Consider the following 13,927-nt stretch of genomic DNA (forward strand, 5'->3'; position numbering starts at 1 on the left):
AAAGAAAACCGCAGGTAGAAGGTTCGCTATGATTTGAAAATAAGGGGTGTGGTTGGCTCATTCAGGTTCAGCCCCGTAATCCGGCATAGTTTTGAAATGGCACTGAATAAGTGGCGGCAAATGAGCCGCAATGAAGCAAGCTAGCCCCTCGTTTCCGAAACCTTTCCGCAACAATTTGCCCTTCGTGCCGCTCGACTCCGCTCGCAACGTCCCCTGCGCTACACTTAGTCGCACTGTGGCGCTGCCGCGCTGCGCCCGAAACAAGGGAGACTCTCATGAAGAACACTCAGCTGTTGCTGATCAACGATATGTGCGGCTACGGCAAGGTCGCGCTTTCCGCCATGCTGCCGGTGCTGTCGCACATGGGTTACCGTATCCACAATCTGCCGACGGCACTTGTGTCCGATACGCTCAACTATCCCAAGTTCTACATCCACGACACCACGGAGTACGTGCGTCAGAGTCTTGCCATCTGGGAAGAACTCGGCTTTGAGTTCGACGCCATCTCGACCGGCTTTATCGTGACCGAGGAAGAGACGCGCATCATCTCGGACTTTTGTCACCGCCGTGCGCAAAAGGGCACTAAGGTGTTCGTCGATCCCATCATGGGCGACAACGGCAAGCTCTATGCGGGCGTGCCCGAGTCCACGATTGGCCTTATGCGGCACCTGCTGGAGTGCGCAGACTACGCGGTGCCCAACTACACCGAGGCGTGCCTGCTTGCCGATAGGCCTATTGCCGAGCAAATTACGCCCGAAGAGGCCCGCGCCCTTGTGGACGCCGTGCGCGAGCTGGGTGCCAAGTCGGTGGTCATTACGAGCACCGTGGTCAATGGCACGAACGCGGTTATCGGTTACGACCATGTGGCGGGGGAGTACTTTACGATTCCCTTTGAGCTTATTCCGGTCTATTTCCCGGGCACGGGCGATACGTTCTCGGCAGTGCTCGTCGGCCGCGTTATGGCAGGTTGGAGTCTGCAGCGCGCGACGTCCGATGCCATGCGTGTGGTGGCCGAGCTTATCGAGCGCAATGCCGACCAAGAGGACAAGTCGGCCGGTCTTCCCATCGAGGCCTGCCTGGATGTGATTGACCATGAGTAATGCTGGCGAGGGCGGCATCAAGCCTGCGGGCGAGAACAAGCCGCTCGGTGCGCCGCGGGGCAAGCGTCCGCGTATCCGCGTGAGCTGCGTGGACCAGCTGGGGACGTGCTGCTGCCACCATGGTCACAAACCGGGCGACGTCTTCGACTTCGACCGCGATCGCGGCAAGATGTGCGCCATGGCCTGTCACGTTGGCTTTCCCTATATCGACATTCTGCGCTATGGCGGAACTGTGCCCGGCAACGAGCCCGGCACGGCAAAGTTCTGCTGCCCCGAGGTCGATACGCTGAACGTCTGGCTTGCCGAGATCGTCGACGAGTAGTTGAGCGCAATGTGGCAAAGGGACAGTCCATTTGCCGCATTCGCCGGTGGTGCCCCTTCTTTTTTGCTTATAATCTCAAATCTCTGCATTTCATCAGATTTTAGGTTCTAAAAATTCTGCGTTTCATCGATAATTAAGCGTATAAAACTTTGCATTTCATTTGATGACACTGAGGGGGAGCCTATGCTGCGCAGGAAAATAGCGGCAGAGCTGGAGCGTTGGCTGAAGTCTTCCGAGCAAAAGGCCTTGTTCATTACGGGTTCTCGCCAGATTGGCAAAAGCTATTCGATTCGCGCATTTGGCAAAGCCAACCATGCAACCTACATCGAGCTTAACCTCATGGAAAACCGCCAGGCAAAAGATGCTCTTCTCGAGGCGCGGGATGCCGATGATTTCATCAGCAGGGTGACGCTTCTTTCGGGAAAGTCGATTGCGCCAGGCAAAACACTCGTGTTTATCGATGAGGTCCAAGAGGCCCCCGACATCATGACGATGGCAAAGTTCCTTGTTGAGGACGGGAGGTGCCGTTGGGCGTTTTCGGGGTCAATGCTCGGGACTCAGTTCAAGGGCGTCAGGTCCTATCCCGTGGGGTATGTCCACGAGCTTAGGATGTTCCCGCTCGATTTTGAGGAGTTTTGCTGGGCAATCGGGGTGAGCGAGGGGGCTCGCCAAACGATACGTGACGCGTGTATCAGCGAGAGGCCCATTCCTGATTACATTCATGACGCGATGATGGCAAACTTCAGGACCTATACCGTTGTCGGCGGAATGCCGGAGGTCGTGCAGCGTTTCCTTGACACGCAGGGCGACCTTGCCTCTGTTCGTCAGCTACAGTCAGAGCTCAATGAACAGTACCGGCGGGATATCTCCAAGTATGCAAGCGGGCGAGCCCTTCAGGTGCAGAGCATCTACGATCAGCTCCCTATTATGCTCGAGGGCGAAAACAAGCGCTTCGTGCTCAATTCCATTGACCCCAAGGCTCACTACGAGAAGTATCAGCGAGATTTTGTATGGCTTGTCGATGCCGGCGTTGCTCTCAAAGCCGATATCGTAACCGAGCCAAAATCGCCCCTGCTCAAGACGGCACGGCCATCGCAGTTCAAGCTCTATCAATCGGATACGGGTATGTTGATGGCGCGCTATCCCGTTGGAGTCGCCCAAGCGGCGTATCTTGATAGCAAGGAGCCCAACCTGGGCGGCATTTACGAAAACGTGGTGGCCCAGCAGCTGGCTGCCCAAAATCGCCAGCTTTACTACTATCAGACAAAAAAGCGCGGTGAAGTGGACTTTGTGGTCGATGGACCGGATGGGACGGCTGTTCCGATCGAGGTTAAATCGGGCTCCTATTACCACGCGCACGCAGCGCTCGGTCATGTGCTTGATACGGCTGAATATGGCGTAAGGCTCGGGATTGTTTTCTCGAGAGGCAACGTTGAGCGCAACGGAGCAGTTCTCTATTTGCCGCTATATGCGACCTGGGCCCTTTCGGATGTTTTGGGCGACTCCTGCGCCGAGGGGATAAAGCTGGAGGTCAAGCCGGTCTAGGGCTAGTCCCTTTGTCACATTCATGAGCGTGGGTTTTCTCCCGTTTAGAGCGCACTTGAACGCTCAAAGTGGGAGAAAACCCACGCTCATTTTTCATGTGGAAGATTATCCGCGCTTGTTTCGCGCCGAAGGCGTGGCCCGCGACCTCGCTTGCCTACAGCTGCTCGAGCATGGCCGTGCAGCCGGCGAGCACATCGCGGTACGTGGCATCGAAATTGCCGGTGTACCAGGGATCGGCCACGTCGCCGGGCCGCTCGGTCCAATCGAGCAAGCGCGTAATCTTGCCGTCGGGGTCGTCGCCAAAGATGCGACGCAGGCCACGCGCGTTCTCGTCGTCCATATAGACAATGTGGTCCCAGTCGCCATACTCCGCGCGACGCACCTGGCGTGCGCGGTGGGCGACGACGGGAATCCCGACTTCGCGCAGCTTGGCAACGGTGCCGTGGTGTGGCGGGTTGCCAAGCTCCTCGGTCGAGGTCGCGGCGGAATCGATGACAAACTCCACCTCGCGCCTAGCGCGGCGCACGAGCTCGGTAAACACCGACTCGGCCATCGTCGAGCGGCAGATGTTGCCGTGGCAGATAAACAGTACGCGTTGCATAGGGCGATACCTTTCATATAGAAGGCTGCTAAAGAGTCGAAGCCGGGCGCATGCCAAGTTTTATTTCTTGGCCAGTTTGAAGTAGCGCTCAAATATCAATTCGAAAACGTAATAGAACATCAATCGGCTGTCGAGGTCCATGCTGCCCAAGCGGATTTCTTTTTGCACGGTGTAGATGGGGTAGTCGGCTAGTTTCGAGAGGGAATTTCGAGAAAAGCAAGTGCGTGAAGCATGACACCGAGAACAGGCACATGAGCAGCGCCAAGCTAATGTGACAAAGAGGCAGTCCCTTTGTCGCAGGCTGCGCTTGCCTGTATAGTCGCAATACAGGCGAAGATGGTCTCAGGTACATCGCGGGCGACAGGGGACCCCATGGGTGTGCACACGACAAAGATTGCAGTGGGCGAGGGCAAGTTTGCGCTCATGGCCCAGCTGACGGTGACGCCGCGAGGTATGGCGGTGTACGCCTGCTCGCCGGAGTTCGCGCACCTGGGCGCCACGGCACAGGCCATTCCGCGTCCCGAGCCCGGCCGCATCGAGGCCCATGCCGGCGAGGGTATTCTGCATCAGGCATTTCTGACGCTTCTGGTAGAGGGCCGGGGCGAAGACGCGCGCCTGCTGCTCTGTCGCCGCAGTCCGCTCAAGCGCCTGTGGGGCGGGGTGCTGGCCGATAGCTGCGCCGGCCATCCGCTTCCCGGGGAAGACGTCGCGGCCGCCACGGCGCGCCGCATTAACGAAGAGCTTGGCATTACGCGCGAGCCCGATCAGCTCGAGCACCTCGGACACGTGGTGTACCGCGAGGACCACGGCGACGGTCGCTGCGAGTGCGAATGGTGTGAGGTCTACCTTGCCCATGTTGAGCCGGGCGAGCTGCATATCAACCAAGAGGAGATTTCGGAGGTGCGCCGCGTGGCCCCGTCCGAGCTCGACGGCTACCTGCAGGGTCACCCCGAGCAGCTGGCCCCTTGGCTCCGCGAGGCCCTCGAGGCCCCCTCCATTCGCGCTGCCCTCGCGATGTGACAAAGGGGCAGTCCGTTTGTCACATTCCATACCTTAGAAACTTGCAAATTCTTCAAGTTTCTAAGGTAACATCTTATAAACTTGCAAAAAATGCAAGTTTATAAGATTTCATGTCTGGTCGGGCGCTAGGGAGACTCTATGGATATCGTTCGCCGAAGCCGTTATCTTGATCGACTCATTGCTTTTCAGGATACCGACCTCATCAAAATCGTGACGGGCATACGCCGTTGTGGCAAATCAACGTTATTGGACATGATGAGGGACTATCTGGCGCAACAGGGGGTGCCAGCCGAGCGTTTGCTGACCTTTAAGATGGAATCTCTAGAGTACGCGGGAATTACGGATTATCTGACGTTTTATCGTATGGTTCGGGAGCGCATCGACGGCATCGATCATCCCTACCTGTTCTTTGACGAGCTCCAGAATGTCGAAGGTTGGGAAAAGGCGGTCAACTCGCTCCGAGTGGATTTGCCGTGCGATATCTATGTCACGGGCTCCAATGCCTTTTTGCTATCGAGCGAGCTCGCAACGCTTATCTCGGGCCGATATGTCGAGGTCAAGATGCAGCCTCTCACGTTTGGCGAATATCTTGATTTTCGCTCGATTGATGCGGTCGCCGCTGAAGGGCTTGGTGAGAGGGTCGAACTTGTTTCCAAGACGGGCGATCGCCTTAATTCAAATACCGTGCTTGAGCAGTACATAACCTATGGCGGCATGCCGTTTCTGGCCCATGATGAGCCGAGACGTGAGCTGTGTCGCGACTATATCCGTAGCCTCTACCAGACGATCGTCGCGCGCGATATCCTGTCGCGTGTGACGCGTAGGGGTCGCGGAGCTATCACCAAGCGCGATGTTCTCGAGCGGCTCTGTGCGTATCTGGCAGACAACATCTCCAACCAAACCTCGGTCAACAAAATCGTAGGGACGCTCAACGAATCAGCGGGCGGTAAGACCAACGCATCGACGGTGTCGACATATATTGACGCTCTGGAAGAGACGTACCTGTTTACCAAAGTAAAAAGGTATGACATCAAGGGGCGGGAGCTTCTTAAGACAGGCGGTAAATATTACATAGCTGATACGGGAATTCGCAGCTATCTTGACGGATATAGAGGTAACGATAGCGGAAGGATGCTCGAGAACGTTATCTACAACCAGCTTGTCTTTGAAGGATACGAAGTGTTTTGCGGCCATCTACGCGCGGGGGAAATCGACTTTGTCGCAATCGGCGAGGGGTCAGACCGCAAATATATCCAGGTTATCGAACGGATCGATGCCGAGGCGACGAGGGAACGCGAGCTGCGACCGCTCAAGCTAAGCACGCTAGGAAAAATTCCTGATTCGTATGAGAAGATCCTGATTGTCAGGGATGGCGACCATCCAACGGACATCGATGGCATCAGAATCGTGGGGGCAGTCGACTTCTTGTTGAGAAATAATATTACCCGCGGCTAAACGTAAACAGATCCGTTTCGATGCGACAAAGGAGCAGTCCTTTTCGCATTCCGTGCGAGCCCTCGTGCCGTCTGGGGGTATAAGGCTAGCAAGTGTTTATTTGCGAGGCCTAAGGGGCGCCCCGTATGGATATCGATAACTTTGAATGGTGGTATAGCGAGGGCGAGGTTCCGGACGAGGAGTGGGACGAGCCCGCGCCGCATGACGTGTCGAGCGACGAGGACGAGAGCGGCGACGATGCCGTCGAGACGGACGCCGCTTCCGACTCGGCCGAACCCCTAACCTTTGAACAGGCCTGGGCCCAGGCTGAGGCCGACGAGGCAAAGGCCGACGCCACGGCCACACTGGGTGAGCCGGCCGACATGTCCATCTCGCCGGCAAGGACCCCACAGCCGCGTCACACTATCGACCCCGACAGCACGGCATCCTTTAGCATTCTCGACGTGCCCGCGCAGGGCGCCCAGGCGCCTGCGCCCACGCATCGCCCCGATCTGGCTCGCGAGGAAGGCGCGGGCCGGCGCTCTCCGCTCGGCCCCATCCTCATCGCCTTCATGGCCGGCGTTATCGCCTGCTCGGCAATCGGCAGCGTTTGGAGCCATGTTGAGCGGCAGCGCCAAGACGCCGCCAAGGTCGAGATCTCCGTCGAACAATCGCTCAACCGTACGCGCTCGGTGCATGTGTCGGTCGAGGTCAAGGACGGCGCGACGTGGGATACCGCGCGCGGCGACAGCCAGATGCTCATTCATATCGTGGGCCGTACGCTCAAGGGACAAGCGATCGACGAGCACCAATACGTCAATTCCGAAGGTGACGGTATCGAGCTCAAGCCCGGCGACTACGAACTTACGGTCGATGAGCCACCTGTCGCCACCGACGGCACGCGTTTTCGTGCCTCGAAAAGAATGGTTCCCGCGAGCTTTAACTCGCGGGCGCCCGATACGGTCGACACCACCTCGCAGGGCGGGTTTGACCTTTACGTGGATACCCAGTAGGCGCTCGCCGCCCATTTCCGCTATGGCTACTCAATAATCGCCTGCCGTCCCGTCCCGCCGCCAAGAGTGGGACAATAGTTCTCGACACTATTGTTTACTTTTGGAGGAAGTAGCATGTCTACCGTCACTACCATCAGGCGCGGCGGCCTCACCGCGGCCATCGATTCCATGGGCGCCCAGCTCACGAGCCTTGCCCTCAACGGCAACGAGTATCTGTGGCAGGGCGATCCCGCTTTTTGGGGCAAGCATGCGCCCGTCCTGTTCCCCATTGTGGGCTCGCTGCGCAACAACACGGCGACGTCTGCGGCCGGCAGCTGCGAGATGGCGCGCCACGGCATCGCGCGTATCGTGGAGCACAAGCTGGTCGAGGTGTCGGAGGACGGTTCGTCCGTCACCTACGAGATCACCGATACGCCCGAGTCGCTCAAGGCCTTCCCGTTCCACTTTAAGCTCAACATGACCTATGCCCTGACTGGCGACGCCACTCTTACGCAGACCTTTGCCGTCACCAACACCGGCGACGTGGACCTGCCGTTTTCGGTGGGCGGCCACCCCGCATTTAACGTGCCCGTTCCCGGTGCCGAGGACGAGGCGTTCGAGGATTACGAGCTGGCGTTTACCGAGGCTTGGACTAACGAGGCGCCCATCATCACGCCCGATGGCCTTATGACGTTCGAGGGAAGCTACAAGGCTCCCGATAACTCGGACGTGCTGCCCATCACACACCGTAGCTTCGACAACGACGCCATTATGTTCACCGATACCCCGGGCTCCACGCTCACGCTGCGCAGTCGCAAGTCGGGCCACGGCGTCAAGATTGACTTTGAGGGCTTTAAGTACATTGGCGTGTGGTCTGCCGCCAACGACGCCCCGTTCGTGGCGCTCGAGCCTTGGACCGGACATACCACCATGGACACCGAGGACGACGTCTTCGAGCACAAGGTCAACACCATCACCTTGGCTCCCGGCGCCACCGACAAGCGCGCCTTCGAGGTTACGCTGCTCTAGAGGTTCCGCCGTTCTAACGAACGGCGGACCGGTCGACGCTGCGCGCCACCCAGAGCGACAATTTGTCATTCAAAAGGCAAGGCATGACCAGAAGGTCTATGCCTTGCCTTTTTCATGCCAACTTGTTCGCTCTGGGTGGCGCTCGCTGGCATTGCCGAATCATCGACGTCCCCAACGACTGCGTCCACTCATTCCGTGCGGGTTATATGCAGGTTTGCCTGCGCACGCTATCATATATGGGTTAGACCGCAACTATGTACCCTATACGCGAAGGGATGCGCATGTATCTGAAAATCGACATGTTCTAGCTGGGCTTACCCCGCAACGGCGCCATGCGCCCCATCAATTCCGCCGATTTTCACCTTCACGCATATAAAGGAGTTCCGCCATGCGCGACAAGCTCGAAAAGATCATCAAGGCCTACGAGGAGCTCGAGAAGAAGCTTTCCGACCCGGCCGTCGCCTCCGACATCAAGGAGTTCACGCGTCTCAACAAGGAGTACGCGCACCAGTCCGACCTCATTGCCGCTGCGCGCGAGTACATCGGCGCGCTCGACGACATCGAGGCTGCCAAAGAAATGCTCCGTGACACTACCGATGCCGACGAGAAGGAGATGCTCCAGATGGACATCTCCGAGAACGAGGACAAGCTTCCCCAGCTCGAGGAAGACATCAAGTACATGCTCATCCCGAGTGACCCCAATGACGACAAGAACACCATCGTCGAGATCCGCTCCGCCGCAGGTGGCGACGAGGCGGCCATTTTCGCCGGTGACCTGTACAAGATGTACCAACGCTTCTGCGAGTCGCGTGGCTGGAAGACCACCGTGCTCGACTCCAGCCCCAGCGAGGCCGGCGGTTTTAAGTCCATCGAGTTCAAGGTCGAGGGCGACCGTGTCTACTCCGTCATGAAGTTCGAGTCCGGCGTGCACCGTGTCCAGCGCGTTCCCAAGACCGAGTCCCAGGGCCGCATCCAGACCTCCACGGCAACTGTCGCCGTGCTTCCCGAGGCCGAGGAGATCGACGTTCAGATCAACCAGTCCGACCTGCGCATCGATACCTACTGTGCCTCCGGTCCTGGCGGTCAGTGCGTTAACACCACCTACTCCGCCGTGCGCATTACCCACCTGCCCACCAATACCGTGGTGCAGTCGCAGGAGCAGCGTTCCCAGATTCAAAACCGCGAGGTCTGCATGCAGATGCTGCGTGCCCGTCTGTACGAGATGGAACTCGAGAAGCAGCAGGCCGAGCTCGGCGCCGAGCGCCAGAGCCAGATTGGCCACGGAAACCGTTCCGAGAAGATCCGTACTTACAACCAGCCCCAGGACCGCGTGACCGACCACCGTATCGGTTTCAACTCCACCTACAACGGCGTCCTTCTGGGCGACCAACTCGGTGCCGTCATCGAGGCGCTTGCCGCCGCCGAGCGTGCCGAGAAGCTGGCACAGGCCGTGTAGTAGGTTCCGCCGTTCTACCGAACGGCGGACCGGCCGACGCTGCGCGGGCCGCACCTGTACAATCTGACGTTCAACTTCAAGGGCGCGACCAGAAGGTCAGCGCCCTTTCGTTCCACGTCACCTTGTCTCAAATGCGACCCGCTCGCTGTCCGTCCTCTACCTGCGGCGGGTAGTCATTGGGGACTTATGCTCAACCTGCGGCGCCTAGAGGTAGTCATTGGGGACGTTCTTAAATGACTAGGTTGGGTAAATCACTTTTCGAGTTTATTTAATCTACTTTGTTGGAAATTAAGCTGCCTGCCTGCTTAAAGTAATTAACAATCTTCATCTACTATTGAAAATATTGCTCGAAAAATCGTCCAAGAAGTCGCGGGGCCCTTTTTGGTGCGTCGCACGTCAAGTGATTTGGCAAGTTCTTGGTTAGATATTGGCCAGTTTTGGGGCAACCTTGCCAAAAGCTTGACGAATGCAAATCTAGACGTCGGCGAATGAACACTTTGAGCGAGCCCGGTGCAAAATTCTGGGCTGATTCTCGATAATCGCTTCCAATCGTCTCTCGCCGCGTGCCGCCCTCGCGTACAATCTGCTCCGACATTCGCGCGCCGCCCGGCGCTTAAGAGGGGAGGACCCATGGCAAACGAGATCTGGACCATCAGGCGTTGTCTCGAGTGGACCAAGGAGTACCTAGCCGAGCGCGGCGAAGAGCACCCCCGTCTTTCTGCCGAGTGGCTGTTGTGCGCAGCCACGGGCCTAGCGCGCATCGACTTATATATGCGTATGGACGACACGCTCGATGCAGCGCAGCTCGAGACCATGCACGCGGCGGTTGTCCGTCGCGCCAAGGGCGAGCCGCTGCAGTACATCACCGGCAGCACGCAGTTCCGCATGATCGACGTCGCGTGCGCCCCCGGCGTGCTCATTCCACGTCCCGAGACCGAGATGCTCGTCGAGGAAGTCCTCAATTATCTGGATGCCGAGGTTCTGAGCCCCGAGGCTGCCACCCGCCAGCGCGTAGAGTTGCCATGGAACGACGAGGTCGAGCAGGCGCGTAAAGCCGAAGTCGCATTGGCTGACGAACGCGCGACTGCCGAGCGCCGTGCCGCCAACCTCACGGCTGCCGATGAGGCGGCGTTGGGCGGAGACGTGCTGGGCAGCCGAGCTTATGCCGAGGAGCTGGCCGATCGTGAGGCCGAGGAAGCCGCCGCGCAGGCAGCTGAGGCCGAGACCGCGGAAGTCGCTGAGCCCGAGCTCGACGAATACGGCATTGCCATCGAAGGCGTCGAACAAGAGACGGCCCTAGTGCAGGATGCCGCCGCGTCTGTGCCTGCCGACCCCCGCATTGCCCGCGTTCTCGAGGTCGGCTGCGGCACAGGCTGCATTTCGCTCTCCCTTGCTTGGGAGCGTCGCGGCCATGTCGCCTGCACCGCTACCGATATCGAGCCGCGCGCCATCGACCTGGCCGCCAAAAACCGCGATGCACTCGGGCTGACGTCCGATGAGGTCGCCTTCAGCCTCACGAACCTGGTGAGCTCTATCCCCCGCGAGGAGTGGGGCACCTTCGACGTGCTCGTTTCCAACCCGCCTTATATCCCGACTGACGTCATGCGCTCGCTGCCGCACGAGGTCAAGGACTTTGAGCCCGATTTGGCGCTCGAGGGCGGAGCCGATGGCCTTGATATCTTCCGCCGCCTGCTCAATGCGGCGCCCTATATGCTGCGCGCCGGCGGCCTGTTTGCCTGCGAGCTCTATGAGGGCGCCCTCGACGCCGCGGCCGAGCTCTGCCGCCAGGCGGGTCTTTCGGACGTACGCATCGTCCGTGACCTCACCGATCGTCCCCGCATCGTTCGAGCTATCGTCACCGAGCCCAAACAACGTCAGTAAAGTACGAAGCGTATTGGCGGCGGGAGCGCTGCGCCGGAAATGTAAAGAGGCTTGTCACGGCTTAATTACCCCTCACTTTCACCGACTGCTATAGCCGCTCACCAAACCAACATGCGCTGTGGACAAATAGGTTAAACGTTTCGTGCGAGAATGCCCCTCAGTAAACAAACTTTCACCAGAGCGTAAGGGGCTGGCATACACATGCAGACGGTCTATCGGGTATTCGAGGGAGCGCGCGAGCCGCATCGGCTCGCCGTCGAGCGTACGGCCGAGGTGCTCGGCCGTGGCGGCCTGGCCCTGATCCCAACCGAGACCGTCTATGGCGTCGCTGTGGCAGTCAACGCCTTCTCGGACGCCGTGCCCCAAGATACAAGCGAATCTCTGCCGTGGCCGCGCGATCCGCAGGCTACCGTCAACGGCGCCGCGGTGCCCGCGCTCGGTACCGGCTACCGCCGCATCTTTACCCTCAAGCAGCGCGAGCTCACCCAAACGGTTGCCTGGCTGGTCGATGATGCCGAGGCCCTCGACCGCTACGGCGTGGATATCCCAGAAGAGGCACGCATACTTGCCCGACGATGCTGGCCGGGTGCCCTGACTATTGTGGTCAAGGCGGCTCCCTGCGTGCCGACCTTTATGCGTGCCGCCGACGACACGGTGGCTCTTCGCGCGTCGGCCTCGCCCGTGGTACAGGCGCTCATTCGCACCTGTGGCAGCCCACTTGCCTGTACGAGCGGCAATACACACGGCGCGCCCGCGCCGGCAAGCTTTGCCGACGTTGAAGACCGCATTCTAGAAGGGGTCGACGTGGCCGTCGACGCGGGCGAGACGCCGTGCCGCGACGCTTCGACCATCGTGTCGTTCCAGCACGGCGGGCTCCAGATCCTGCGCCAAGGCGCACTTCCCGCGTCAGAGATTGAGCGGGTCCTGTCCGACCCGATGCAACAGAAAGGTGTAAGCGATGTCGTTGAATCTGGGCAGCCTGGGCATGGAAGATGCCTCGTTTGACTTTGGCGGTTCCTACATCATGGCGCTCGACTGCGGCACCACCTCGGTACTTGCGACCATCGTTGACGAGTACGGCTGCATTGTCGCCCAAGCGCGCCGCAGCGTCAAAACCAGCTTCCCGCGTCCCGGCTGGGTGGAGCAAGACCCCATGGCGGTCCTTGCCAGCCAGATTGCGGTCATGATGGAGGTTCAGTTTAAGAGCGGGATTCATTCCGATCGCATCGCCGCCATCGGTATCTCCAATCAGCGTGAGACCACGGTGGTCTGGGACCGCGTGAGCGGCCAGCCCATCTATAACGCCATCGTATGGCAGTGCCGTCGCACTGCGTCTCTGATCGATAATTTGGTTGAGCAGGGCGCAGAAGAGCTGGTGCGCTCCCGCACGGGGCTTACGCTCGACCCGTATTTCTCGGCCTCCAAGGTGCAGTGGATTCTCGACAACGTCGACGGCGCACGCGAGAGCGCGGCGGCGGGCGACCTCATGTTTGGCACCATCGACACCTGGCTCATCTACAACCTCACCGGCAGCCAGGTCTTTGCCACCGACTACACCAATGCCAGCCGCACGGCACTCTTTAATATCCATACGCTCGATTGGGACGACGACCTGCTGGCGCTCTTTGACGTTCCGCGTTCCATGATGCCCGAGGTTCGCTGGAGCTCGGGCGACTACGGCCGCGTCGCGAGCGACATCATGACCAACATGCCACCCATCATGGGCGTGGCGGGCGACCAGCAGGCGTCGCTGTTCGGCCACTGCTGTTTCCATCCCGGCCAGACCAAAAACACCTATGGCACTGGTTGCTTTATGCTCATGAACACCGGCGACGAGGTCGTCGAATCCAAGAACGGTCTGGTCTCCACCATCGGTATCGCCGCGGACGGGAAGATCAGCTATGCACTCGAGGGTTCCATCTTTGCCGCCGGCTCCACCATGAACTGGCTTCGCAACAACATGGGCATCATCTCGAGCGTGAGCGAGTCTGCACAACTCGCCGCTTCGATTAACGACAACGAGGGCTGCTACTTCGTTCCCGCCTTTGCGGGTTTGGGCGCTCCCTGGTGGGACCCGCGTGCCCGCGGTATCGTGTGCGGTCTGACCGGCGCCTCGAGCCGTGCGACCATCGTACGTGCCGCCTGCGAATCCATGGCATATCAGAGCTACGACGTGCTGCGCGCCATGGAGCAGGACGTGGGGCTTTCGATCGAACGCCTGTCTGTCGATGGCGGCGCGTCGCGCAACGAGTTCATCATGCAATTCCAGGCCGACCTGCTGGATATCCCCGTGCTGCAATGCGAGACGGTGGAGACCACGGCAATCGGTGCCGCGTACTTGGCGGGCCTTGCCGTCGGCTATTGGGAAGACCTGGAAGAGCTGGAGCAAAATGCCCAGATCGTTAGGACCTTCCTTCCCCACATGTCCGCCGAGCGCCGCGAGCAAAACCTTGCGGGCTGGCGCGATGCGGTCAAGCGCTCGCTCAGTACCGCACAGTAGGGCTGCGATGGGATGCTCGATACAACAAACCGCTAAACTGATGCATG

The 13,927-nt window shown here is 59.3% G+C and carries 12 protein-coding genes; 11 read left to right on the forward strand and 1 reads right to left on the reverse strand.

Annotated elements, in window-relative coordinates:
* Window positions 1–275 precede the first annotated feature (275 nt).
* From ACTNBY_RS06670 to ACTNBY_RS06680, 3 genes are all read left to right on the forward strand, one after another.
* Window positions 276–1,100, forward strand: a complete 825-nt coding sequence (locus ACTNBY_RS06670) for a PfkB family carbohydrate kinase (RefSeq protein ID WP_441048922.1) — start codon at window positions 276–278, stop codon at window positions 1,098–1,100.
* Window positions 1,093–1,422, forward strand: a complete 330-nt coding sequence (locus tag ACTNBY_RS06675; RefSeq protein ID WP_441063893.1) for a TIGR04076 family protein — start codon at window positions 1,093–1,095, stop codon at window positions 1,420–1,422. Before ACTNBY_RS06670 ends, ACTNBY_RS06675 begins: the two co-directional genes overlap by 8 nt.
* Before the next feature lie 183 nt (window positions 1,423–1,605).
* Window positions 1,606–2,967, forward strand: a complete 1,362-nt coding sequence (locus tag ACTNBY_RS06680; RefSeq protein WP_432317693.1) for an ATP-binding protein — start codon at window positions 1,606–1,608, stop codon at window positions 2,965–2,967.
* A gap of 154 nt (window positions 2,968–3,121) precedes the next feature.
* Here the strand turns inward: ACTNBY_RS06680 and ACTNBY_RS06685 are convergent, their stop codons facing one another.
* Complete coding sequence (locus ACTNBY_RS06685) at window positions 3,122–3,568, reverse strand: low molecular weight protein-tyrosine-phosphatase (RefSeq protein WP_441048925.1); 447 nt, start codon at window positions 3,566–3,568, stop codon at window positions 3,122–3,124.
* Window positions 3,569–3,940: 372 nt separating this feature from the next.
* Between ACTNBY_RS06685 and ACTNBY_RS06690 the strand changes: the two genes are divergently transcribed.
* The 8 genes from ACTNBY_RS06690 to glpK all read left to right on the forward strand — a co-directional run bounded on the left by ACTNBY_RS06690 (window position 3,941) and on the right by glpK (window position 13,880).
* Window positions 3,941–4,588 (forward strand): isopentenyl-diphosphate Delta-isomerase, encoded by a 648-nt coding sequence (locus ACTNBY_RS06690; RefSeq protein WP_441063894.1) that lies wholly within the window; start codon window positions 3,941–3,943, stop codon window positions 4,586–4,588.
* Between the two features lie 138 nt (window positions 4,589–4,726).
* Window positions 4,727–6,043, forward strand: a complete 1,317-nt coding sequence (locus tag ACTNBY_RS06695; RefSeq protein WP_441063895.1) for an ATP-binding protein — start codon at window positions 4,727–4,729, stop codon at window positions 6,041–6,043.
* 125 nt (window positions 6,044–6,168) lie between these two features.
* Entirely contained in the window at window positions 6,169–7,035 is an 867-nt protein-coding gene (locus ACTNBY_RS06700; RefSeq protein WP_441063896.1) for a hypothetical protein, read from the forward strand.
* Between the two features lie 114 nt (window positions 7,036–7,149).
* On the forward strand, window positions 7,150–8,043 hold the full coding sequence (locus ACTNBY_RS06705; RefSeq protein ID WP_441063898.1) for an aldose 1-epimerase family protein: 894 nt from the start codon (window positions 7,150–7,152) through the stop codon (window positions 8,041–8,043).
* Between the two features lie 388 nt (window positions 8,044–8,431).
* Window positions 8,432–9,499, forward strand: coding sequence for a peptide chain release factor 1 (prfA, locus tag ACTNBY_RS06710; RefSeq protein ID WP_154518366.1), 1,068 nt, complete (start codon window positions 8,432–8,434; stop codon window positions 9,497–9,499).
* 630 nt (window positions 9,500–10,129) lie between these two features.
* Window positions 10,130–11,380: a N5-glutamine methyltransferase family protein gene (locus ACTNBY_RS06715; RefSeq protein WP_441063899.1), complete on the forward strand. Its 1,251-nt coding sequence runs from the start codon at window positions 10,130–10,132 to the stop codon at window positions 11,378–11,380.
* Between the two features lie 201 nt (window positions 11,381–11,581).
* Window positions 11,582–12,385, forward strand: coding sequence for an L-threonylcarbamoyladenylate synthase (locus ACTNBY_RS06720; protein ID WP_441063901.1), 804 nt, complete (start codon window positions 11,582–11,584; stop codon window positions 12,383–12,385).
* Window positions 12,339–13,880 carry a glycerol kinase GlpK gene (gene glpK / locus ACTNBY_RS06725; RefSeq protein WP_154518372.1) on the forward strand — a complete coding sequence of 514 codons (1,542 nt, stop codon included), beginning with the start codon at window positions 12,339–12,341 and terminating at the stop codon, window positions 13,878–13,880. The genes ACTNBY_RS06720 and glpK overlap by 47 nt, the downstream gene beginning before the upstream one ends.
* Window positions 13,881–13,927 lie beyond the last annotated feature (47 nt).

The organism is Collinsella sp. HCP28S3_E12, from assembly GCF_052065595.1.
Lineage (GTDB): Bacteria > Actinomycetota > Coriobacteriia > Coriobacteriales > Coriobacteriaceae > Collinsella.